Here is a 23,006-nt window from a genome sequence, read left to right on the forward strand (position 1 = left end):
AGTACATTTCCGGGGAAACGTACTGCCGGGGTTTGTAATTATTTAGCGGCAACGGCGGCGGTGGGATCCGTTCCCCCGGTATGCCATTTCAGGGGTACGTTGCTTCCTTTCGGAGAAACGCGCATGTAACCTTGCATTTCCTGGTGCAGCGCCGAGCAGAAGTCGGTGCAGTAGAAGGGATAAATGCCGGGTTGGGTGGGAACGAACTTCAGGGTGGAAGTTTCGCCGGGCATCACCAGCAGTTCCGCGGTAGCGGCGTGTTTGATGGCGAAGCCGTGGGGGATGTCCCAGTCCTGCTCCAGGTTGGTGATGTGGAAATAAACCTCGTCGCCCACCTGGACGCCTTCGATGTTGTCCGGGGTAAGGTGGGAACGGATGGCTGTCATGTACACATGCACCTGGTTGCCTTTACGTTCCACTTTCGTCGCTTTTTCGCCGGCAGCCACATATGGGTGCTTGTTTTTGGCGATGTCGAAGAACTTCACGCTCTGGTTTTTCAGCTTCTCCGCCGGGATGGCCTGCGCGTAGTGCGGCTCGCCGATGGTGGGGAAGTCGAGCAGCAGCTGCATCTTGTCGCCCTCGATGGAATACAGTTGCGCGCTTTGTGCCAGCTCCGGACCGGTGGGCAGGTAACGGTCTTTGGTGATCTTGTTGTAAGCCACTACGTATTTGCCGTATGGTTTTTTAGTGTCGCCGCCGGGAACCATGAGGTGACCGATGGAGTAGTAAGTCGGCACACGGTCGAGCACTTTCAGGTCTTTGACGCTCCATTTCACGATTTCGGAAGACACGAAGAAGGAAGTATACGCATTGCCCTTGCCGTCGAATTCGGTATGCAGGGGCCCGAGGCCGGGTTTCTGTACTTCGCCGTGGAGCGCTGCTTCGTACTTGATGACGGGTATACCGTTGTATTCGCCTTCAAACGCTTTGTCTTCGATCGCTTTCACGAATTTCCGGAAGGCGAATACCGGGATCAGCGCGGCCAGTTTGCCCGAGCCCACGATGAATTCGCCGGAGGGGTCCACATCGCAGCCGTGCGGCGATTTGGGGCAGGGGATGAGGTACACGAGGTCTTTGAGCTCTTCCGGGTCCAGCGTCAGCACTTCTTTGATGATCTCTGAAGTTGCGGCGTGGTTCTCTTCGTTGAACGTGTTGTGATAATATTCGGTGGCCATCTTCCTGGCTTTACCGGCTTTCACGTATTCTTCCGCCTTTTTCCAGTTCACTGCCACGATAAAGTCTTTGTCTTTCTGTGAAGCATTCACTTCCAGCAGGGTGCTGGCCTGTTCGGTGTTGTAGGTGGAGAAGAAGAACCATCCGTGGCTGGGCCCTTTACCGGCACGGCTCAGGTCGAGGTCCATCCCGGGGAGGATGATCTGGAAGGCCACGTTCATGTGCCCGGAATGCTTGTCGATACCGATGAACGACGCGGTGCTTTTGAAGTTCTTTTTGTAGGAAGCATTGTCCAGCGGGGATTCTGCGTTGCCCACAGGCACGGAGAACCGCGTTCCGGCGATCACGTATTCGGTGTTTTCGGTGAGGAAGGGGGAAGAGTGGTTACCGCCGCTGTTGGGCAGTTCGATGATTTCCATGGTCTTGAACGCCTTCAGGTCGATGCGGGCCACGCGGGGCGAGTTGTTGGCGTTGGCGAAAAGCCAGCGGCCGTCGTGCTCGCCATTGGTCTGCGAAAGCGCCAGGTGGTGCTGATCGTCCCAGGGAACGAAGCCGTGGGAAGTGTTCAGCATGGGTTTGGTTTCTTCGCTGTAGCCGTAACCGTTTTCGGGGTTCACCGAGAAAACGGGCAGCACTTTCAGCAGGCGGCCGGAAGGCAGGCCGTATACGGATACCTGGCCGGAGAAGCCACCAGAAACGAAATTGTATAGCTCATCGTATTTACCGGGAGCCACGTACGTACGTGCAGCGGCGTCGCCGCCCACGGCCGATTCGGTGCTCTTCATCTTGCAGCTCTGGACGGTCAGCGCAGCGGCTGCGGCCAGGAGTAAGGGAGGTAGTTTCATATTAAAGTATATTAACGGGAATGGAAATTATCAGTTCTTGCCGTCGAGCTTGCGCATGTATTCCAATACAGCGCGGGCATCGTCGTCGGAAAGGTTCTGGTTGGGCATTCTGACCATACAGATTTCCAGCATGGCCTGCGCTTCCGGATCTTTGTCGAGCATTTCATCCACGTTGGTGACGAAGTTCATGATCCATTCGGGGGTTCTGCGGTCTGTAACGCCTTTCCAGCCGGGCCCTACCAGTTTTTCTTCGGTGGTTTTGTGGCAGGAAGTACATTTTACTTCGGCGATTTCCAGTCCTTTTTTGGCCATGGCTTCATCCAGCGGGTGGGTGAGCTGCACGTCCCTGAATTTGCCGATGCCTTTGGGGTCTACGGCGTTGCTGGCCGCGGCATTGTTGTCGGCGGCGGGTGTTCCGGAGGCTGGGGCTTTTTCTTCGCCGGCCTTATCCTGTCCGCCCCCGCACCCGGCTGCCGCAATTGCGATGGCCACGGTGCAGATGAAGAGGTACCTGAGCTGTTTCATGATGTTGTTTATTTGGTTCAAAGGTCTGAATCGGTGTATGCATCTTTCATGACCGCCGTCAACGAATTTGATGACACTCGGCAACGGTAACCCCATGTTTATATGATATATATCGTATTATGAGGCGGTTTGGTCATGGGCGCAAAATGGCAAGGAGCGGCCTGCCTGCCGCACGGGTACGTGCTGCCGGCAGATAAGTCAAAAGGATGGTTGGAATGATCCGTTTGGCGGGCCGGGCTATTTCCCCACTGCCCGGAACCCGTTTTCCAGGTCGGCCGCTTTCGGGAAAAGAATGTTGTTCTCGAGATGGATATGAAGATGCAGGTCTTCCTGGAATTCTTTCAGGAGCGAATACGTTACGCGGTAAGTATTGCATCCGTCCGGCGGAACGGTATAGTCGCCGGTCAGTTGCTGGATCTGGCGGAAGCGTTCGCCTTCCTGGTCGTGCTCGTGCATCATCATGGAAATCGGTCCGGCCACGGTGGCGAAATGCGACGGAGCGGCCGATGTGCCGTTTTCCCGGGCTACCACCATCTGGCGGATGTACGGGAAAAGGACCAGCTCTTCCTTCTTCATGTGCATGCTCAGTTCCGCGGCGCTTTCGTTAAAAAGCTGCGCAATGCGGACAAGCTCGGGATGCGCGCCGCCATGTACGTTCGACAGTTTGTGCAGGTAAGCCTGTAAAACAGGGATCTGGTTGGCGACGTAGGCATGGTGCCGGTCTACGATGTGAATGGCCAGAACGTCTGGCTCCCAGGTGTTGTAATCCGTGCCGGTCTCGGGCTGAACGCCGAGCACTTCCGCCAGGTCTGCCGTTACCGCCGATATGTCTATTTTCTTCTGGGCACAGGCTTCTTCCACGGTGCGGTTGCCGTTGCAGCAGAAGTCGATCCGGTATTTACTGAAAACGGCGGCGGTGCGGTAATTGCCGGATACGAGCTGGCCGATGACGGCTTGTTCCAGGTGTGTCATGGTGAATTGTTTATCGATTTTAAATAAATACATAATTGTCCTTAATAAGAGCCAGGGAAACAGCACAAAGCTACGGGGAAATGCTTTAATAAAAGACAAAAAAGTCTTTAATTATGAAATGGGTTTTCCGCTGGAATGCAGCATGGGCGGGAGGTATGATAAAAATCATTTTTCGGGGGATGGGAAATGCCTGCGCCGGGAGCGAAAAAAAGGGCCCGCGCAACCGGCAGGCCCTCACATTTGTTTCCCCCGGAAACAATGCATCGTAATTTTAGCGGCGCGTCCGGTTATCGGGCACCCGGCAATTGCCGGAAGCGCAGGGGCTGGCGTTGAGTACCGCCATCAGCGCGAACAGGCCGCCGAAAATGGCCAGTGGCCATTCCCTCATAAGCATACTGTAAATAAAAATGGTCGCTCCGGCACCCAGCCTGATCCATCGTCCGGCAGACCATTGCGAAAAAATTCGTTTCATGATGCAAATATGGGCCAATTCGCACGCCGTAAAGGTGACTTGAGTCACATAAATCCCCGGATTCCTTCCGCATCCAAACGGTCATCATCGCCGGCGACCCATCCATCAAACCCATACGCGGAAGCATCCTCAACATGAACGACAGCGCAGACATCCGGCTGTTTATCCGATTCTGGTAAGACGGCGTCTCGGAAACCCTCTTCCGCAGGGCCGTCGGGGAGCTCGATGAACAACTGGCGGCGGTGAAGGCGGAGGCGAGCGGGTTTGCGGTGAAGACGTACAACCGTTGGTCCTTCCCGGCAATCTGCGGCGATGCCTTTTTCGTTATATTGCCTTCATGAATACCGCATTTGAACCAACCGTTATTTTCGCCGCGGCCTTAGATCAGCAAGACGGGCTCGCCGGCTTCAAATCCCGATTCCACTTCCCGCAACATGCGGGGAAAGACGCCATTTATTTCTGCGGAAACTCCCTCGGCCTGCAAGCCCGGTCCGTCGCCGGCGCCATTGAGCAAGAACTGGAAGATTGGCGGAACCTGGCGGTGGAAGGGTACTTCCGCGCCAAAAATCCCTGGCTTTTCTATCATGCCAATTTCAACGAAACGCTGTCTGGCATGATGGGCTGCTCGCCCGATGAAGTGACCGTCATGAATACGCTCACCGTTAACCTGCACCTCATCCTCCAGAGCTTTTACCGCCCTACGAAAGAGCGGTACCGCATCGTGATGGAAGCCGGGGCGTTCCCGTCCGACCAATACGCGCTCGAAACGCTGGTCCGCCTTCATGGGCTGGACCCCGACGATGCCCTCGTGGAAATTTCGCCGCGGGAAGGGGAGAAACTCCTCCGCACGGAAGACATCCTCGATGTCATCGCCCGCCAGGGCAGCAGCCTGGCGCTGGTGCTCATGGGCGGTATCAATTATTACACCGGCCAGTTTTACGATATGCCCGCCATTACCGCCGCCGCGCAAAGGCAGGGCGCCTTTGCAGGGTGGGACCTTGCCCACGTGGCAGGCAATATTCCCCTGCAGCTCCACGATTGGAACGTGGATTTCGCCGTTTGGTGCTCCTATAAATACCTGAACGGCGGCCCCGGCGCGGCCGGCGGGCTTTTCGTGCATGAAAGGCACGGCAGCGATCCCGCATTTCCGCGCCTCGGCGGCTGGTGGGGGAACGATGAAAAAACGAGGTTCAAGATGGAAAAGGGATTCGTCCCGAAACCCGGCGCGGCCGGCTGGCAGATCAGTACCGCGCAGGTTTTCAACATGGTGGCGCTGAAAGCTTCGCTGGAAATGTTTAAGGAAGCGGGGATCGGCGCATTGCGCGCCAAAAGCCTCCGGCTCACGGCTTACCTGGAATTCCTGCTGGGCCAGGCTGCGCTGCCCTGCGAGATCATCACCCCCCGCGATCCGCTGCAAAGAGGCGCGCAGTTGTCGCTGTATTTCCCGAAAGACGGGAAGGCGATCCATGCGCGCATGATGGAAAACGGGATCATCTGCGATTACCGCGAGCCCGGCGTGATCCGCCTGGCGCCCGCGCCGCTGTATTGCTCCTTTTCCGATGTGCTCCGGTTCCACGACGTTTTAAAATCATTCGCATGAGTACTCCCATCAAAAACTGGCTCGCCCTTGGCGATTCATACACCATCGGCGAAGGCGTTCCGTTGTTCGAGAGCTTTCCGTATCAGGCGCTCCGGCTCCTGCGCGCGGCGGGCATGCTGCTGCAGGCCCCGGAGATCGTGGCGAAAACGGGGTGGACCACCGGTGAGTTGGTCCATCACCTGCAACACCATACCCGGCTGCTGCCGGAGTACGATTTCGTGTCGTTGCTGATCGGGGTGAACAACCAGTACCGCGGGCTGCCGGAAACGGAATTTGCGCAGGAATTCGAATGGCTGGCGAAACGGGCGCAGGAGCTTGCAGGAGGTGGGAAAGTGGTGGTGGTGAGCATCCCTGATTGGAGCGTGACGCCCTTCGCCGCAGGGCGCGATACGGATGCCATCTGCAACCAGATCGACGAGTTCAACGGCATCAGCCGCGAAATCAGCGGAAAACTGGGCATACCTTATATTAATATCACGGAAAGCTACCGGCTTACCGGTGGCCGGCCGGAAAGCGTGGCCGAAGATAAATTACACCCTTCCGGGGCCGTGTACGCGGAGTGGGCGGAGAAAGTAGCCGCCGCTTTCGGAGACGGATAACCAGCAGCAAATCAATACTTTTTATATGATGAATCCCTACCCTCCGCGGCAGGGATTTTGATTCAATGAGAATTATCCTACATTTGCACCCCTGACCCGCCGGCAACATCCGGGAAGGTCACTTATGCGGGTCCCTGTACGAAACAGCCATAGGGCGCAATACAGGGTTTACTATCTTTATGAAGTACTTTAACCTTTATTAAAACTGTTTATGCAATTTCTGGATTTTGAAAAGCCGATTGCGGATCTGTACGAACAACTGGAAAAACTGAGGGAAAACGGGGAGAAGTCCGGCGTGGACGTTTCCGCTACCGTGAAAGAGTACGAGCAGAAAATCATCGACACCAAGCAACAGGTCTATAACAATCTCTCCAGCTGGCAAAAAGTGCAGCTGAGCCGCCATCCCGAAAGGCCGTACACATTGGAGTACATCGAAAGGATGACGGAAAACTTCGTGGAGCTGCATGGCGACCGCAATGTGAAAGACGATAAGGCGATGGTTGGCGGATTCGCGGAAATCGGCGGTGAAACCGCCATGTTCATCGGCCAGCAGAAAGGCGTGAATACCAAGATGCGGCAGGTCCGCAACTTCGGCATGGCCAACCCTGAAGGTTACCGCAAAGCCCTCCGGCTCATGAAGCTGGCGGAGCGTTTCAACAAGCCCATCATCACCCTCATCGATACCCCGGGCGCATATCCCGGCCTGGAAGCGGAAGAGCGCGGACAAGGCGAGGCGATCGCCCGTAACCTGTTCGAAATGGTGAAGCTCCGCGTTCCCGTGATCTGCGTGATCATCGGTGAAGGCGCTTCCGGCGGCGCGCTGGGCATCGGCATCGGCGACCGTATCTTCATGCTCGAAAACAGCTGGTACACCGTAATCTCCCCCGAAAACTGCTCCACCATCCTCTGGAGAAGCTGGAATTTCAAGGAAAAAGCGGCGGAAGAACTCAAACTCACTTCCGGGTATATGAGCCAGTTCGGGCTGGTAGACGGTGTGATCCCCGAACCCGTGGGCGGCGCACATTCCAACCACGAAGAAATGGCCGAAATCCTGAAGAACCGCCTCGTCGAAACCCTGGCCGAACTGAAAAAGATCGACCCGGACACGCGCATCGAGCAACGGATCGATAAATTTTCCAATATGGGCTTCTTCGAAGAACGTTGATCAAAATTGACGATCGTCCGGCAAAAAAGTGCACGGCTGTATTGCGGGTATCAATCCAATTGACAATCTTTGCATTTTCTAAGGCAGCACTGCGGCCATTGACCATTTGAAATATGTTACAGGAACAATTAAGGGGCACCGGCGTGGCATTGGTGACACCGTTCACCGCCAGCGAAGCGATTGACTGGAATGCCCTTGAAAGGCTTATCGATCATGTGATCACCGGGGGCGTAGACTACGTCGTGACCCTCGGCACAACCGGGGAAACACCCACACTTTCCTCCGAAGAAAAACTCGACCTGATCCGCTTTACCTTCGAAAAGGTGAATAAACGCGTGCCCGTGGTGGTGGGCGTTGGCGACTACAACACCGCCGATGTCGTGAAACGGCTGGCATCCTGCCCGCTCGACGAAGCCGCTGCCATCCTCAGCGTAGCCCCTTATTACAGCAAACCCACGCAGGAAGGCATCTTCCAGCACTATAAGGCCATCGCCGCCGCATCTCCCAAGCCCATCATCCTCTACAACGTTCCGGGCCGCACCGGCCGTAACATGACGGCGGAAACCACCCTGCGTATCGCACACGAAGTGGAAAACGTCATCGCCATGAAAGAAGCGTCGGGGGATATGCTGCAATGCATGCAGATCATCCGCGACAAACCCAAAGGGTTCCTGGTGATCAGCGGAGACGATGGCGTTGCCATGCCACAACTGGCCTGCGGGATGGACGGTGTTATCTCCGTAGCTGCGAACTATTTCGCGAAAGATTTTCCGGCGATGGTGAAAGCCGCACTGGCCGGAGATTTCGAAACGGCCCGTAACCTGCACTACCGCATGCTAGAAGGCTTCGACCTCATGTTCGCGGAAAACAATCCCGCCGGCATCAAGGCGTTCCTGCACCAGGCCGGTCTCATCGAAAACGTGTTCCGCCTGCCGGTAATCCCCGCCACGGAAGCGCTCCAGCAACAGATCAAAAAGTATCTCTCCGCATACTAACCCGGTTTCACCGGAAAGCGGAAGGGCTGACGGCCGGTTTTTATACCAGGCGTCAGCCCTTTTTGTTATGCGATATCCATGCTACCGCTATGCAATGCCATTGCTGGGCGGATGTATGTTGCAATAAAAGGCGCCCTTGCCAGGCGACCCAGGGGTATAGGGTTGAACAGGATATTCCACTAGAAGGCAAAACCAACGGTAAGCCCGAGCCCGCGAACGCCCAGGAAAGGCATGCTGATATCTGCCCTGATCCCGTCGTCGCGCACATCGGCCTTGATGTTTTTTTCACTTCCGCCGAGGTCCACCAAATCTTCCAGGTCGGCTTTCAGATCGGCACGGTCCTGCTCGTCGAGATCGCTGAGGTCGGTGAGCCCTTCCGCTTTGCCTGTCATTTTGCCGTAGTGGGCGCCGATGATGTAAAGGTCCACCACCACGCGTTTCGCGATCATGAACTGCCCGCCCATGATCACACCGCCGCCGAAGCCGCTGGTATGGCCGTTGAGTGGCACGAGGGTGGTGGAACCGTCTTCCTGCTCATAATCGAACGGATAATCGTACTTGAATTTGCTGTAACGGCCATAGATGCCGCCGTAGAAGCCCCTGGCGCCGGGGCGCTTGCCGGTGTAAATGCGGAATTCCGCCGTAAGGGCGCCGCCGCTCATCTGCAACTTATCGAGCTGACTTTGCAGATCGTCTTCCCCGTCTTCCTTGATCTGGTCCATCACGTTTTCACCGAGCATGCTCTTGGTAAGGGCGCTTTTCGGCATGTAACGGTACCCTAGCGATGCGGAGATTTTGCGCGTCAGCATGCGTTCGTAGGTAAGACTGTAGTTGTTGAGGGTGAGGCTGGAAAGATTGGTTTTCAGGATGTTGGAGTACATCGGGAGGTTGCGTAACCGCTCTTTCCGGGTAGGGGCTGTTTCAATGGTGCTGTCGACAGATGATCCGGTCTGCTGCGCCATGGCCGCAGTGCCGAGGCAAAGGGCTGCGACGAAGGTAAGTGCTGCGTGTTTCATGTTATAGGAAAAATATTTAATGCATAAAGATAAATGCATACTTTTTCCTCTGCAATACACCATTTTAGGTATTGCTTTTATAAATAAATTATATTTTAATAAAGAATTATATGATGTAGGTCGCCCCCTCGATCGCCAGTTCCGTATTGGGGAAAACGGGGATGCACTCGTCGAGGAAGGGTTGCAGTTCGGTGTATTTGGAAGAGAAATGCCCGATCAGGAGCCTCCGGGCGCCCGCCATACCGGCGAGGGTAGCGGCCTGGACGGTAGTGCTGTGGTACCGGTCGGCCGCCCGCTGGCGCAGATCGTCGAGGTAAGTGGTTTCGTGGTACATGAGGTCGGCATCCCGCAGCCAGGGCACCAGATCCTCGTCGTAAATGCTGTCGGCGCAATAAACATACCGCCGGGCGCGGTGCGGGGGCAGCGTCACCCAGTCGTTTTTAACGACGGTCCCGTCTTTCCGCACATAATCTTCCCCGTCGGCCAGGTGGGAGAAGAAGGCGGACGGGATTTCGTAGGCGCGGGTTTGTTCGGGTATGATGCGGCGCTTCCGGCGCTGTACGCTGAAAGCGAAACCATAACAGGGGATGCGGTGGCGGGTGGGGAAGCAGGACACTTCCATGTCCTTATCCTGGAAAAGCACGCCTGCCGACTCCGGTGTCAGCGGTTGGAATTGCAGCTCGAAACGCAGGGTGGTGGCGGCATGGCGGAGCTGCAGCTCGAGGATGTCCCACAGTCCCGGAGGACCGAAAACCGTCAGCGGTTCCACGCGGCCGAGGAGGCTCATGCTGTTGATGAGGCCGATCAGTCCGAAATAATGATCGCCATGCAGGTGGCTGATGAGGATATAACGGATTTTTCCGCGGCGCACCTTGTATTTGGTAAGCTGTGTTTGTGTACCCTCTCCGCAGTCGATCAGCATCAGTTGATCGTTATACGTGAGTACCTGCGCGGTGGGGTGCCGCTCCGGGGTGGGGATCGCCGAGTTATTGCCGAGAATGGTGACCGCAAACATGATCCAGTAGTTAAAAATTATTCATCGCCGAGATCCAGTTCGCGTTCCAGGTCTTCCATCATCACCATATCGATGGCTTCGGATTCGGTGGGCACGATATTGAGCATTTCGGGGTGTAGTTCCGAGAGCTCGGCTGTTAAAACCTTGTTAAGTCCGGTGACGGCGGCCGAAAGCCCATGGTCGTACCGGTGCTGGTACACTGTAAAAATGGCTTCCAGCGCACGCGCATCGGCAGATTGGAGGGAATGCAGGTCCAGCACGAGGTTGAGACCGGTCAATTCGGGTACGCCGAGGACTTCCTTTTCGAAATCCGCGGCCATTTTGGCATCCAGGGCGGCTTCTTCCAGCCTAAAAATCAGTATTTTCTCTTTGGTATCAATTTTGAATTGCATACGGCGGATGTTATCAATCACAAACATTATAAAAAAAAGGATTCGGCAAAAAGGAAACCCGTCGAAGAACGTACCTTGAGAAGTAAATAACACCCAATCGTCAACATCCCTCTTCTCGTAGATATATTCAGCAAACCAGGCCCTTCAGCGCAAAAGTAAATCTTAACCAATTATGTACAAGGATAAAAAGTAAATCCAATTTTATTTGGTAATATTGTATAAGCATGCCCCCGTAAGGGTTTAACAAAATCAACAAACAATGGATCAGAATTTTTCACCGCAAGTAAAGGAGATCATTACGTTCAGTAGGGAGGAGGCTTTGCGACTGGGTAATGATTTCATCGGTACGGAACACCTGCTGCTGGGTATTATTCGTGAAGGTGAGGGAACGGCTGTAAAAATCCTACAGGCGCTGAACGTTGATCTGTATGAGTTACGCAAGGAAGTGGAGTTGGCGATAAAAGACAAGACAGGCAAAAACATTGCGAACATCAACAGTCTTCCCCTGACCCGCCAGGCAGAGAAAGTGATCCGGGTAACCGTGCTGGAAGCAAAGGCGCTGAAGAGTCCCACCGTGGAAACAGAGCACCTCATGCTATCCATCCTCAAGAATAAAGAAAACGTTTGTACGCAAATCCTTCAACAATTTGACGTGGACTACGATACTTTTAAAAACGAACTGGGCTTCGTAAAATCTGCCGATCCGAAAGCGGAATTCGATGACCCCGGAGAAGAGGAGTTCGAAGACGAACGCAAAAGTTATGCTTCCAAACAGAAGCAAACCAACACCAAGTCGAAAACTCCCGTTCTCGATAACTTCGGTCGTGATATCACCAAACTGGCCGAAAGCGGCAGCCTCGATCCGATCGTGGGCCGCGAAGCGGAAATCGAACGCGTTTCGCAAATCCTTTCCCGCCGTAAAAAGAACAACCCCATCCTGATCGGTGAGCCAGGGGTAGGTAAAACCGCCATCGTGGAAGGCCTCGCCCTCCGCATCGTGCAGCGCAAGGTTTCCCGCGTGCTGTTCGACAAGCGCGTGGTAAGCCTCGACCTCGCCGCCCTCGTGGCCGGTACCAAATACCGCGGCCAGTTCGAGGAAAGGATGAAGGCGATCATGAACGAGCTGGAAAAGAACCGCGACGTTATCCTGTTCATCGATGAAATTCATACCATCGTTGGCGCAGGCGGCGCTTCCGGTTCGCTGGACGCTTCCAACATCTTCAAGCCCGCCCTCGCAAGAGGCGAGCTCCAGTGCATCGGCGCCTCCACGCTGGATGAATACCGCATGTACATCGAGAAAGACGGCGCCCTCGACCGCCGGTTCCAAAAGGTAATGGTAGATCCCCCCTCCGTGGAGGAAACCATCCAGATCCTCAACAACATCAAACCGCGCTACGAGGAATACCATAACGTGTCTTACACTGACGACGCCATCGATGCATGCGTGAAACTCAGCGACCGTTATATGACCGACCGCCTGCTGCCCGACAAGGCCATCGACGTGCTCGATGAAGTTGGCGCCCGCGTCCATCTCAAAAACATCAACGTTCCGCAGAATATCCTCGATCTCGAAAAACAGATCGAAGACATCAAGCAGGAAAAGAATAAAGTCGTGAAGAGCCAACGCTTCGAAGAAGCCGCCGCCCTCCGCGATACCGAAAAGAAACTCGGCGAAGACCTCGAAAAGGCCAAAGCCGTGTGGGAAGAAGAAGTAAAACACAAACGCTACCCGATCGATGAAGAAGCGATCGCCGAAGTGGTGAGCATGATGACCGGCATCCCCGTAAAACGGATGGTGCAGGCTGAAAACGAAAAGCTCCGCCGCATGGGCGAAGACCTCAAATCCGCCGTGGTGGGTCAGGCCGAAGCCATTTCCAAAGTCACGAAAGCCATCCAGCGTAACCGCGTTGGCCTCAAAGACCCGAAGAAACCCATCGGTACCTTCATCTTCCTGGGCCCCACCGGTGTCGGTAAAACCGAACTGGCAAAAGCCCTCGCCCGGTATATGTTCGACTCGGAAGACGCGCTCATCCGTATCGATATGTCCGAATACATGGAGAAATTCTCCGTAAGCCGCCTCATCGGTGCACCTCCGGGATATGTAGGATACGAAGAAGGCGGTCAGCTCACCGAAAAAGTACGCCGCAAACCGTACTCGGTGATCCTGCTCGACGAAATCGAAAAAGCCCATCCGGATATCTATAATATCCTGCTACAGGTGCTCGACGACGGTATTCTGACAGACGGCCTGGGCCGGAAAGTAGATTTCAAGAACACGCTCATCATCATGACCTCCAACATCGGGGTGCGCCAGTTGAAAGACTTCGGTGCAGGCGTAGGCTTCACTACTGGTACCCGTGTGGTGAACGAAGAAGAGAACACCAAAGCGGTGATCGAAAAAGCCCTGAAACGGACGTTCTCTCCCGAGTTCCTCAACCGTATCGACGATGTGATCATCTTCAACTCGCTCAGCAAGGAAGATATCTACACCATTATCGATATCACGATGAAAGGAGTGCTCGTTCGCCTGCAGAACCTGGGCTTCAGCCTGGAACTGACCGACGAGGCGAAAGGGTTCCTGGCCGAAAAAGGGTACGATCAGCAGTTTGGCGCCCGTCCGCTCCACAGGGCCATCCAGAAATACCTGGAAGATCCCCTGGCGGAAGAGATCCTCAACATGAATATCCACAACGGGGATATCCTCATCGCGGACCTCGACAAGGAAAACCAGAAACTGGTATTCTCCCTGAAGAACCCCTCAAAAAGCAAATCGGAGAAATCCGAAGCGTAAACCGTAAAAAGATCAATCAATCATACAGCTGCCGGCGATGAGCCGGCAGCTTTTTTTATGCCCCGTTTTACACTGGTTATCAAATCCATATATGTTTTCCCGATCATATTACATATTGTTTAAATAAAAAACATGATCAAAAAGATATATTAATCAAAATTTATATGTAATATTGTGGAAGATTAGCATGGGCAAGTAAAATGAGTCGGGCAGAACAGTAATTATTAAAGGACTTGGTTTTCAATTCATCTCTATAAACGCATATTTTTTTAACCTTTTACCTATGAAGAAGTCGTTACGCATAGCGGGTGTATTCCTCGCGTTATTTTTCTCTTACGACGGCGTGAAGGCACAGGTCAAGATCGGGGGAGACCCGGCGGTAGTAGACGCTAACGCCATACTTGAACTGGAGAGCGCCAGGAAGGGCCTTTTGCTGCCCCGCCTCAACAAAACCGGATATGAACTCCTCGTTAGCCGCAACCCGACGCCGGGTATGGTAGTGTATGTAAACGATGGCGCTGCCGATTCGAGAGGCGTCGGTTTCTACGTGAAAACCGCAGACGGCAACACCAAAGCCGCGTGGACCAAAATGGCCGGCGACGCTGGTGGGGCCGGACCCTGGAAACTGACCGGTAACGATGTGAGCGCAGGCGACTGGCTCGGTACCACCAACACCTTTCCGCTGATCTTCAAAGCCAATAACAATGAAGTAATGCGGTTCGATCCCAACACGGGAAACATCACCGTTCCCTACGCGAACGTTCCCGACGCCGCGGCCAGCTCCAACCAGGTGGTGATCATCGGAACAGACGGCCTCATCCAGAAAAAAGACCTCTCGCTCACCTCCGTAACCGGTGTGAATGGCCTGCAGGGCAACCTGACGATGAGCATTTCTCCGGCAAACACCAATGACATCGCGGAACTGGTGATCACCGGCGCATCCAAAACGCTGGACGTGAAACTGCCGATCATGATCGGCGGCACCACACAGCAATATGGTTTCATGACGATCGATGACTGGAAGAAACTCCAGGCGATCACCTCCGTAGACGGTATTTCCGTAGGCAACATCGTATCCGATGGTACCGCTACCGAGCAGGGCGCGCGCATCGTTCGCCTGACCGGGGCCGACGAAGGCAAACTGGTGCTGCACATGATCGAAGCGTCCGAAACAGCGGCTGGGGTCGTAAGCACGGGCGCACAGGTTTTCGCCGGTGCAAAAACCTTTAACAACGCAGCAACGTTCAAAAACACCGTAACTACTGAAGGCGCCGCTACCTTCAAAAGCACCGCTGCTTTCGAAAAACCGGCCACTTTCGCTGAAACCGTAGCCATCACCGGCAACACCACCGTAGGCGGGACCTTAACCACAACCGGCGACGCAACTTTTAACGGTAACACGATCGTAGGTCAGGCGCTGACTTTCAACAACCCGACGCCTTTCAGCACGGCGGTTCCTGCAACATATTACATGGCCGTTCTGAACGACCAGGCCGGTTTTGCACTGGAAACGGTTGAAATCCCCGCGCATAGCCTCAATGGCATTTCCAAAGTGAAAGTGCCGGGAAATGCGGATGTTACTGCACTGTCTACCGACGGTAGCATCAACATCGAAGCAGGCAAAGACGGTAGTGGTTTCTCCATCGTAACCACACCGAATACAGTTAAAGTGAACGTGCCTGACGCATCCGCAACTGCGGCGGGTATCGTTACGACCGAATCTCAATCTTTCAAAGGTCAAAAAACCATCCTCGATACCCTGAACATCGGCGGCAACGCAGTGGTAGGGTCCAAAGTGAACATCAACGGCTCCATGTCCATTCCGTTCCGGATCCTCACCCCGGGAGACCATACGCTCGGCATCGACGATTACATGGTAGTGGCCAAGTGCGCCTCCAGTGGCACCGGTGCAGTGGGTGAAACAGAGCCTGTTTCCACGATCACCCTTCCTGCAGCCGCCAGCGCGAAAAACCGCGTATACATGATCCGCCGCGAACAGCGTATCACCGACGAGATCGCACAGCTGCACATCGTAGCCAGCGGCGGACAGATCAGCGGCCGCGCATCCGTCATCATCAGCGAGCCCGGGTTCACCGTAACCGTAGTATCCGACGGTACTACCTGGTACATGGTATCCCGCTCCGTAATGTAATAGATTTTAGATTGAAAGGAACGGCGGTAAACGCGCCGCCGTTCCTTTATAATCCAACAATCCCCCCGATATGAAATTTTCCTTCTCTCTTTGCAGCATCGCCGCATCCATCTTCCTTTCCGCCCTTTTCCCGGGGCAGGATGCAAAGGCCCAGCTTAAACTAGGCGGCAACACGGGCATCATCCGTGGAGACGCGCTCCTCGAAATGGAAAGCTCCCGCAAAGGCCTGCTGCTGCCCCGCGTCAATGCTACGGCGCTCACCAAAGCCCCGCTAGACACAGCTGCTGCGGGCATGGTGATCTACAATACCACCGACAATAAAGTATACATCCGCTCCAGTGGCACCTGGAAACCCGTAAGCGACGCCGCTTCCACGGGCTGGAACCTGACCGGCAATTCCACCATTAACCCCGCATTGAACTTTTTGGGTACTACAGACGCCCAGCCGCTCATTTTCAAAACCAATGCCATCGAATACGGGCGGATCACGGAAACGGGAAAGATGGGCGTAGGCACGCTTTACCCGAATTCCGCTCTGCATGTCAACGGTTCCACCGCCACCAACGTGGCCGTGGCCACGGGGAACTTCGCCATGGCGGATTCCAACAGCGTCGTGATCATGAACAACACGGCAGACGCGAATTTTGCATTGCAAAACCCTGCCAGCTATAAAGGCCGCGCCATCGAAGTGGTGGCGTACGGCACAGCGAACGTAAATTTCACGGGTTATAATATCCGCGGTCAGAATGCTGCCAACCCTACAGTGGCACTGTCTCCCGGATATAGCCTCCGCCTTGTCAGCGATGGCACGAACTGGGTAATCAGCGGTAAACAGCGCAGCGGTCTTCCGCTGTATATGGCAACCACCACGGGCGCCGGAGAAGGCGAAGTGGTACGCGATTATAATGGATATGTCAGCAAGGGGAGCGGCGTGTTCCAGACAGACGTTCAGGCGGCACCGTTAAATCCCATCCCCAACGAAGGCGCCTGGTTCAGTATGATGCTGCAAACCGTTGGGGGCGGGTATTTCGGACAATTCAACCTGAATGATCATAATGCGTATTTCCGGGGAAACTCGGTTAGTAACCTGGGTACTTCGGTATGGCAGAAATTCATCAGCCACCCCGCTTCGATCCAGTTTGCAGGAGAACGTGTGGGAACGGACAGCCTGAACTTCAACATGACCAACAACCGCAACATTATCTTCAGTACCAACAATACTGCCCGCGTGCGGATCACCGGCGATGGTACTACGCGCTTGCATACGGGCTTTGCCGCCAATATTAAACTCGTGACATCTGGAACATATAATGTGGATCCAACCGACTACACGATCGTTGCGAGGGTAACAGGTGGCAGTGGCGCAGAGATAACGATCAATCTTCCGGATGCATCTGTTACTCCGGGCCGGATTCTGATCATTCGGGGAATGGTACAGGGGGGCGGCGCGGCGCCGGATGTAAACATCCATCCATCTACTGGAGATGCAATTAACTTAACAACGGGCGACCTCAGTTTTCAGCCTTCCAATAGCCGGACTTCCACAACAAGTACAATAACGCTCCAGGCATTGGATGATAACAATTGGGTCATTATAGGCAGATAGAATTCTAAGAACCATGAAACGTTTTTCGACCATCCTCGCTTTTTCCTTCCTGCCTTTCCTCGCGAAGGCGCAACAGGCGGCCGTGTACATCGCGCCGGGAGAGCGCTTGCAGGTAAACCCGGGAGAAAATTTCAGCGTTTACGGCAATATGGTGAATAACGGTGCTCTCGGCTCCGGCAGCAATGCCTCCATCTATTTCTTCGGCAAATCGTGGAGCAACGGCGCCGGCGCTTCCCTGCCCGACGAAAGCGTCAACGGCATTACAGGCAAGGGCGGCATATTCCGTTTTTACGGGAACAATCCCCTTTACGGCAACCAGGGTTCGCAACAGGTTTTCGGCGGATATAACGCCGTAAGCCGCCTCGGTGCCACTTTTCCCAACATCGATATCAATAATCCGCTGGGGCTGATCATGGCCGACCTGACAGACCTCAAGATCCGCAATACCCTCAATTTCACCGCCGGCCACCTCTTCCTCAACGGCTGGAACCTCGTGATCGGGAACGGCAATCCCGGGCAGATAACAGGTTACAGCGAACAGGCCTTCATCGTGACCGGCACCGCCATCGCAGGAGGGTTCCTCTTCCGCGAACAGGTAAAAGGTGCAGACGGAAAGGTCGTTTTCCCCATCGGCTCATCCCCGGCGGGCTACGCCCCTTTCCAGATCGAATACAGCGGCCCGGCCGACGATTTCCGCGCCCGCGTGTTCGACAGCGTATACCAATACGCCATTTCAGGCCTCGTCAATAAACTGGATTTCACCAACAAAACCTGGAACATCGCCCGGGGGCGGACAGACGAGTCCGACACGCGCCTCACCATCCAGCACATGAATGCCGACGAAGGCCGCGATTACAGCGCCTGGCGCGCCTCTTCCTACGTATCCCGCTATCTCAACAACACCTGGGACAACGTAGAACCGGAATCTTTCCCCGTAGCCGGCAACATCACCACTACCGGTACGCTGCGGAACGCCACGATGCACGTGCGCCGCTTCAGCAAGGGCATCCGCAACAACGAATATTTCACGAAAGCCTCGATATTGTACGGCCCCTACGCGCCGGCCGTTTTCATCGTGTTTAACGCGTACCGCATCAACGAATCGCTCGTGCAGCTGGAATGGTCGGTTGCCCGCGAACTGAACAACGAAAAATTCATCATCGAACGGAGGCTGGATAAGGACACGGGTTTCGTGAAAGTAGGGGAGGTATTTTCCATGGCCCCCAACGGCAACACTACCACGCGGCTCGATTATAAATATGTGGACCCCAACGGCCATGATGGCTGGAGTTATTACCGCATACGGGCCGTATCGCGCAATGGCGGCCGCGAAAGCGTGACGGAAATCCGCGAAGTGCCGCCGTTCCTCCGCCTCGACGTGTTCCCCAACCCCAATTTCGGGAACTTCCAGGTGCGGGTGCGCGGCCTGCAATCCAAACTCCTCATGCAGATCGTGAGCAGCGTGGGGCAGGTGATGGACCAGCACCAGATCGAAGGAGAACGGACGATTTATGTGAACAACCTGGCGAAAGGAACATATGTGCTGGTGTTTTACGACCGGCAGACAGGCCGGCTGGTGCGGACCTTCAAGATCGTGGTGCTGGAACGGTAGGCAACAAAATCCTTGTTAAATTCCCGGAATTGCAGCAAATTTGCAGTGTCTGATTACCTAACACCGCACACGCTTAAAAATACCGGGCTTTGAAAAAGATCATCATCACGATTGACGGATATTCCTCCTGCGGGAAAAGCACGCTGGCCAGGCAACTGGCGGCGAAGCTGAATTATCTGTATATCGACAGCGGTGCCATGTATCGCGCGATCACCCTGTATTTCATTCAACAACGTGTGGACTGGGCAGACACTTACCAGGTGAAAACCGCGCTGGACAGTATCCATCTCGAATTTGTCTATAACCAGCTGACCGGCCAGAGCGATATGTACCTCAATGAAGAGAACGTGGAGCCCATGATCCGGGAAATGGTTGTGGCGGAAAAAGTGAGCGAAGTGGCGGCGGTCCGCGAAGTGCGGGAATTTGCCGTTGCCCGGCAGCAGCAAATGGGCACCGTGAAAGGGATCGTAATGGATGGAAGGGATATCGGCACCGTCGTATTCCCCCATGCAGAACTGAAGATCTTCATGACGGCAGACCCTGCCGTGCGCGTGCAACGCCGGTTCAAGGAACTTTACGCCAAGAACCCCAATATCTCGCTTCACGAAGTCAAGGAAAACCTCGAGCTCCGCGATTATATCGATTCCAACCGCGCCGTTAGCCCCCTCAGAAAAGCAGACGACGCCATCATCCTCGACAACAGCAACCTTACGATGGATGAACAGCTCGACCTCGTGTCGCAATGGGTAGAAGACGCGATCATGGCACATTCCTCCTGATTTTTTTTGTATATCAAAAAAACGTTATTACCTTTAGGTAACGATACTATACCTCCTTAACCTCATCCTCCGAAATTCCTGCATAATTAATGGTCTTGGCGTCATTTTTCCCATCGGGGAATATGAACATTGTATGCCGCCCGAAATTTGGACCTGTGACTTTATTCCTGGAAAAAAACCTGCTACTTTGTTGCCAGTCAACCTGTTGACTCATGTTCCCGGACGCCGCGCTGCGCCGCCGGCAACGTGCCATCGCAGCAATCAGCGGTTTTTGTGATTGTCCAAAGGCTTTGAGCCATATCCGGACTGCATCCAGTTAAAAGACCATGCTATTAACCGTATAATAATGAACGCTGAAATATATTTCGCGCCGCCATGTCCTTCTGGCTGGCTGGCTTGTAAAATCAATGTGGACCGGTGGCGATACCCGCCCCGATTCATATTTTCAGTAGGTGTATTCGGTTAATAGGAAAGGGGCGAATTCTTTCGCCCCTTCACTTTTTGTATGAAGGTTCGGGATATCGCAATTAAACTTTAACTTGTGGAGACTGTTTGCACCTTTAAGCATGTTTCTCAATAGGTTCATCGTCCTGCTCTCACTGCAGCTATATTTCATGGCAGGTGCCTCGGCACAGGATTCCGTGCGGGTTTTCCGCACCCTGGATTCCATTCGCGCCCTGCGGGACGATACTGCCAAAGTGAATGCCTACCTGGCCAAATCCAGGTCCATGTACCGGTATTTCGACAAGTCGGGGCGAGACAACCCCTTCCTCCTGGAAGCCCTGGCCCTTTCCGGCAGCCTCCGCTACCCGAAAGGCCAGGCAGAAGCATATAACGACATCGGCACCTCCCGCCGCAACAAATCCCAGTACATCCTCGCCACCGAATACCACGAAAAAGCCCTCAAAGCCGCGATCGAAAGCAAGAACGAACGCCTCATCGCCACATCGCACAATAACGTCGGCGTCGACTACCGCCGCCGCGAAATGCTCGAAAAAGCCTTCGAACACCACTTCCAGGCCCTGAAAATCGCCGAAAGGATCCATGAGACCCGGGCGCTGACCGTTGCCATCAATTCCATCGGCAACATTTACCTCTCAGACGCCAAATACGACGCCGCCATCCGCGAATTCACCCGCGCGCTCGACCTCGAAGAGAAATCCGACAATCCGCTCGGCGTAGCCATCAACCTCGGCAACCTGGGCTATGCGTACGAAGGGCTCAACCAGCTCGATAAAGCCATCGATTTCTACGAACGCTCCCTGGCCGTGAACCAGCAGCTGAACAATCATACCGGCATGGCCATCTGCTACACCTGCCTCGGCACGGCCTGGCAGAAAAAAGGCAACAACGCCGCCGCCATGACCTATCTGCAAAAGGCGCTCACGGCCAACGAACAAGTGGAAGACAAGGTGCACCTGGCCGAAAATTACATTTCCATCGGCCGCCTCCTCAACGACGAAGGCAAGCTCCCTGAAGCCCGTAAATACATCCAGCAGGCGCTGGACATGGGGCATACCTGGACGTTCAATTACATCCTCCAGGAAGGCTACAAGGCCATGGCCGACAATTACAAAAGAGCCGGGGAATTCGGAAAATCCCTCGATAATACGCAGCTTTCGCTCCAGTATAAGGACAGTATCCTCGAAGAGCGCACCAGCACGGAGTTTGCGCAGATGAAAGCCCTGCACGAGGTGCATCAGAAAGACAACCGGATCAAGGAACTGCAGAAAGACCAGGAGATCAACCAGCTCCGCATCCGCCGGAACCTGGCGCTCGTGATCGCCCTCGCAGGGTTCCTGTTCATGCTCATCGTTGGCGGATTCTTCTACATTCGCCACCGTAACCTGCAGGCCAACCGCCAAACGCTCCAGCTCGAGCTGCGGTCGCTCCGATCGCAGATGAACCCGCATTTCATCTTCAATTCCCTCAACTCCATCCATCGCTACATTTGGAGCAACAACCAGGAAGAAGCGTCGGAATACCTCACGAAGTTTTCCAAGCTCATGCGCATGATCCTCGACAATAGCCAGCACACCTTCATCCCGCTCAACAAGGAGCTGGATTCCCTGCGGCTGTACCTGGACCTGGAGGCGCTGCGTTGCAACCATATGTTCGATTATCATATTTTCGTGGACGATGAGATCAATGAAGAGGAGGTCCTCATCCCGCCCATGATCATCCAGCCGTATGTGGAAAACGCCATCTGGCACGGGTTGGTGCACCGGTCGGAAAAGGGAAGGCTGGATATCGAAGTGGGATTGAAGGGACGGATTCTGGAAGTGACGGTAACGGATAACGGGATCGGGCGGAAGCTGGCGATGGAAATCCGGGAGAAGAAAGACAGGCTCCACAATTCCATGGGCATGAAAGTAACGGAAGGGCGCATTGCCCTCATCCGGAAAATCAATAACACCAAAGACGCGAACGTGGAAATCACCGACCTTCACGGGCCGGAAGGGGAGGCAGCAGGCACGAAAGTACGCATCGTTCTGCCCGCGGAATTTCTATTTTAACTGTATAAACATTCCTACATGAGCGAAATCAGGACCATAATTGTAGACGACGAACAGCATTGCATCGAGGCATTGCATACGATGTTGACCAAGAAATGTCCGGACGTTACGGTGCTCGCCGGCGTGAAAAGCGTTCAGGAAGCCCGCAACGTGATCGACGAGCTGCGCCCGGACCTGGTGTTCCTCGATGTGGAAATGCCCCATCAAAACGGGTTCGAGCTGCTCAAGCAATTCGACCGTATTCCTTTCGACGTGATCTTTACCACCGCTTACGAACAATACGCCCTCAAAGCGATCAAATTCAACGCGCTCGACTATCTCCTCAAACCCTTCAGCATCCAGGAGCTGCAGGAGGCCCTGCGCAAGTTCCACGAACGCCGGCAAAACCGGCCGGAACCGGGCATGGCGCCGCTGGAAATGTTTTTGCAGAACATGAAAACCCTCCAGCAAACGAACAAAAAAATAGCACTCCCGACCATCAACGGCCTGGTGTTTATGCCCGTCCAGCAAATCGTCCGCTGCGAATCCACCGGCAACTATACCAAGATCTTCTTCACAGACCGCAAGCAACTCCTCGTTTCCAAACCGCTCAAGGAATTCGAGGAACTGCTCACCGACGTGGATTTCTTCCGCGTCCATAATTCCCATCTTATCAACCTCCAGCAAATGGACAGCTACATCCAGGGCGAAGGCGGATTTGCGCTCATGAGCGACGGCACGCAGGTGGAAGTGTCCCGCAGACGCAAAGCGGAGTTCCTGCGCAAGGCCATGCACTTTTAAG

At 54.4% G+C, this 23,006-nt stretch carries 18 protein-coding genes; 11 read left to right on the forward strand and 7 right to left on the reverse strand.

Annotation, left to right across the window (positions count from 1 at the left end):
- Positions 1–38 precede the first annotated feature (38 nt).
- From nosZ to EJ361_RS09770, 4 genes are all read right to left on the reverse strand, one after another.
- A complete protein-coding gene (nosZ, locus tag EJ361_RS09755; protein ID WP_126245326.1) occupies positions 39–2,018 on the reverse strand; it encodes a Sec-dependent nitrous-oxide reductase in 1,980 nt (659 codons plus the stop codon).
- 30 nt (positions 2,019–2,048) lie between these two features.
- Positions 2,049–2,543, reverse strand: coding sequence for a c-type cytochrome (locus EJ361_RS09760; RefSeq protein ID WP_126245328.1), 495 nt, complete (start codon positions 2,541–2,543; stop codon positions 2,049–2,051).
- Between the two features lie 237 nt (positions 2,544–2,780).
- Positions 2,781–3,515, reverse strand: coding sequence for an iron-sulfur cluster repair di-iron protein (gene ric / locus EJ361_RS09765; protein WP_126245330.1), 735 nt, complete (start codon positions 3,513–3,515; stop codon positions 2,781–2,783).
- Between the two features lie 271 nt (positions 3,516–3,786).
- A complete protein-coding gene (locus EJ361_RS09770) occupies positions 3,787–3,987 on the reverse strand; it encodes a hypothetical protein (protein ID WP_126245332.1) in 201 nt (66 codons plus the stop codon).
- 337 nt (positions 3,988–4,324) lie between these two features.
- Between EJ361_RS09770 and kynU the strand changes: the two genes are divergently transcribed.
- From kynU to dapA, 4 genes are all read left to right on the forward strand, one after another.
- Positions 4,325–5,587, forward strand: coding sequence for a kynureninase (gene kynU, locus EJ361_RS09775; RefSeq protein WP_126245334.1), 1,263 nt, complete (start codon positions 4,325–4,327; stop codon positions 5,585–5,587).
- Positions 5,584–6,186: an SGNH/GDSL hydrolase family protein gene (locus EJ361_RS09780; RefSeq protein WP_205686974.1), complete on the forward strand. Its 603-nt coding sequence runs from the start codon at positions 5,584–5,586 to the stop codon at positions 6,184–6,186. The genes kynU and EJ361_RS09780 overlap by 4 nt, the downstream gene beginning before the upstream one ends.
- 211 nt (positions 6,187–6,397) lie before the next feature.
- Positions 6,398–7,351 carry an acetyl-CoA carboxylase carboxyltransferase subunit alpha gene (locus EJ361_RS09785; RefSeq protein ID WP_126245336.1) on the forward strand — a complete coding sequence of 318 codons (954 nt, stop codon included), beginning with the start codon at positions 6,398–6,400 and terminating at the stop codon, positions 7,349–7,351.
- A 113-nt stretch (positions 7,352–7,464) separates the two neighbouring features.
- Entirely contained in the window at positions 7,465–8,346 is an 882-nt protein-coding gene (gene dapA / locus EJ361_RS09790; RefSeq protein ID WP_126245338.1) for a 4-hydroxy-tetrahydrodipicolinate synthase, read from the forward strand.
- Positions 8,347–8,525: 179 nt separating this feature from the next.
- Here the strand turns inward: dapA and EJ361_RS09795 are convergent, their stop codons facing one another.
- The 3 genes from EJ361_RS09795 to EJ361_RS09805 all read right to left on the reverse strand — a co-directional run bounded on the left by EJ361_RS09795 (position 8,526) and on the right by EJ361_RS09805 (position 10,769).
- The gene (locus tag EJ361_RS09795; protein WP_126245340.1) at positions 8,526–9,362 is read right to left on the reverse strand and encodes a DUF3575 domain-containing protein; all 837 of its coding nucleotides are present in this window, start codon (positions 9,360–9,362) and stop codon (positions 8,526–8,528) included.
- Positions 9,363–9,468: 106 nt separating this feature from the next.
- On the reverse strand, positions 9,469–10,377 hold the full coding sequence (locus tag EJ361_RS09800; protein WP_126245342.1) for a ribonuclease Z: 909 nt from the start codon (positions 10,375–10,377) through the stop codon (positions 9,469–9,471).
- A 17-nt stretch (positions 10,378–10,394) separates the two neighbouring features.
- Entirely contained in the window at positions 10,395–10,769 is a 375-nt protein-coding gene (locus EJ361_RS09805; protein WP_126245344.1) for an STAS domain-containing protein, read from the reverse strand.
- 259 nt (positions 10,770–11,028) lie between these two features.
- Between EJ361_RS09805 and EJ361_RS09810 the strand changes: the two genes are divergently transcribed.
- The 7 genes from EJ361_RS09810 (at position 11,029) to EJ361_RS09840 (ending at position 23,005) form a co-directional block, all read left to right on the forward strand.
- On the forward strand, positions 11,029–13,560 hold the full coding sequence (locus EJ361_RS09810; protein WP_126245346.1) for an ATP-dependent Clp protease ATP-binding subunit: 2,532 nt from the start codon (positions 11,029–11,031) through the stop codon (positions 13,558–13,560).
- A 283-nt stretch (positions 13,561–13,843) separates the two neighbouring features.
- Complete coding sequence (locus tag EJ361_RS09815) at positions 13,844–15,712, forward strand: hypothetical protein (RefSeq protein ID WP_126245348.1); 1,869 nt, start codon at positions 13,844–13,846, stop codon at positions 15,710–15,712.
- Between the two features lie 70 nt (positions 15,713–15,782).
- A complete protein-coding gene (locus EJ361_RS09820; RefSeq protein WP_126245350.1) occupies positions 15,783–17,318 on the forward strand; it encodes a hypothetical protein in 1,536 nt (511 codons plus the stop codon).
- Between the two features lie 13 nt (positions 17,319–17,331).
- On the forward strand, positions 17,332–18,930 hold the full coding sequence (locus EJ361_RS09825; protein WP_126245352.1) for a T9SS type A sorting domain-containing protein: 1,599 nt from the start codon (positions 17,332–17,334) through the stop codon (positions 18,928–18,930).
- Positions 18,931–19,019: 89 nt separating this feature from the next.
- On the forward strand, positions 19,020–19,709 hold the full coding sequence (gene cmk / locus EJ361_RS09830; RefSeq protein WP_126245354.1) for a (d)CMP kinase: 690 nt from the start codon (positions 19,020–19,022) through the stop codon (positions 19,707–19,709).
- A 566-nt stretch (positions 19,710–20,275) separates the two neighbouring features.
- Positions 20,276–22,225 (forward strand): tetratricopeptide repeat-containing sensor histidine kinase, encoded by a 1,950-nt coding sequence (locus EJ361_RS09835; protein WP_126245356.1) that lies wholly within the window; start codon positions 20,276–20,278, stop codon positions 22,223–22,225.
- An 18-nt stretch (positions 22,226–22,243) separates the two neighbouring features.
- Positions 22,244–23,005, forward strand: a complete 762-nt coding sequence (locus EJ361_RS09840; RefSeq protein WP_126245357.1) for a LytR/AlgR family response regulator transcription factor — start codon at positions 22,244–22,246, stop codon at positions 23,003–23,005.
- Position 23,006 lies beyond the last annotated feature (1 nt).

Origin of the sequence: Chitinophaga rhizosphaerae (genome assembly GCF_003958645.1) — a bacterium.
Taxonomy (GTDB): Bacteria; Bacteroidota; Bacteroidia; order Chitinophagales; family Chitinophagaceae; genus Chitinophaga; species Chitinophaga rhizosphaerae.

What these genes read in the sequence shown, in the direction of transcription:
- nosZ (WP_126245326.1), bottom strand. Translation starts at nt 2,018, where the DNA reads ATGAAACTACCTCCCTTACTCCTGGCCGCAGCCGCTGCGCTGACCGTC.
- EJ361_RS09760 (WP_126245328.1), bottom strand. Translation starts at nt 2,543, where the DNA reads ATGAAACAGCTCAGGTACCTCTTCATCTGCACCGTGGCCATCGCAATT.
- ric (WP_126245330.1), bottom strand. Translation starts at nt 3,515, where the DNA reads ATGACACACCTGGAACAAGCCGTCATCGGCCAGCTCGTATCCGGCAAT.
- EJ361_RS09770 (WP_126245332.1), bottom strand. Translation starts at nt 3,987, where the DNA reads ATGAAACGAATTTTTTCGCAATGGTCTGCCGGACGATGGATCAGGCTG.
- kynU (WP_126245334.1), top strand. Translation starts at nt 4,325, where the DNA reads ATGAATACCGCATTTGAACCAACCGTTATTTTCGCCGCGGCCTTAGAT.
- EJ361_RS09780 (WP_205686974.1), top strand. Translation starts at nt 5,584, where the DNA reads ATGAGTACTCCCATCAAAAACTGGCTCGCCCTTGGCGATTCATACACC.
- EJ361_RS09785 (WP_126245336.1), top strand. Translation starts at nt 6,398, where the DNA reads ATGCAATTTCTGGATTTTGAAAAGCCGATTGCGGATCTGTACGAACAA.
- dapA (WP_126245338.1), top strand. Translation starts at nt 7,465, where the DNA reads ATGTTACAGGAACAATTAAGGGGCACCGGCGTGGCATTGGTGACACCG.
- EJ361_RS09795 (WP_126245340.1), bottom strand. Translation starts at nt 9,362, where the DNA reads ATGAAACACGCAGCACTTACCTTCGTCGCAGCCCTTTGCCTCGGCACT.
- EJ361_RS09800 (WP_126245342.1), bottom strand. Translation starts at nt 10,377, where the DNA reads ATGTTTGCGGTCACCATTCTCGGCAATAACTCGGCGATCCCCACCCCG.
- EJ361_RS09805 (WP_126245344.1), bottom strand. Translation starts at nt 10,769, where the DNA reads ATGCAATTCAAAATTGATACCAAAGAGAAAATACTGATTTTTAGGCTG.
- EJ361_RS09810 (WP_126245346.1), top strand. Translation starts at nt 11,029, where the DNA reads ATGGATCAGAATTTTTCACCGCAAGTAAAGGAGATCATTACGTTCAGT.
- EJ361_RS09815 (WP_126245348.1), top strand. Translation starts at nt 13,844, where the DNA reads ATGAAGAAGTCGTTACGCATAGCGGGTGTATTCCTCGCGTTATTTTTC.
- EJ361_RS09820 (WP_126245350.1), top strand. Translation starts at nt 15,783, where the DNA reads ATGAAATTTTCCTTCTCTCTTTGCAGCATCGCCGCATCCATCTTCCTT.
- EJ361_RS09825 (WP_126245352.1), top strand. Translation starts at nt 17,332, where the DNA reads ATGAAACGTTTTTCGACCATCCTCGCTTTTTCCTTCCTGCCTTTCCTC.
- EJ361_RS09835 (WP_126245356.1), top strand. Translation starts at nt 20,276, where the DNA reads ATGTTTCTCAATAGGTTCATCGTCCTGCTCTCACTGCAGCTATATTTC.
- EJ361_RS09840 (WP_126245357.1), top strand. Translation starts at nt 22,244, where the DNA reads ATGAGCGAAATCAGGACCATAATTGTAGACGACGAACAGCATTGCATC.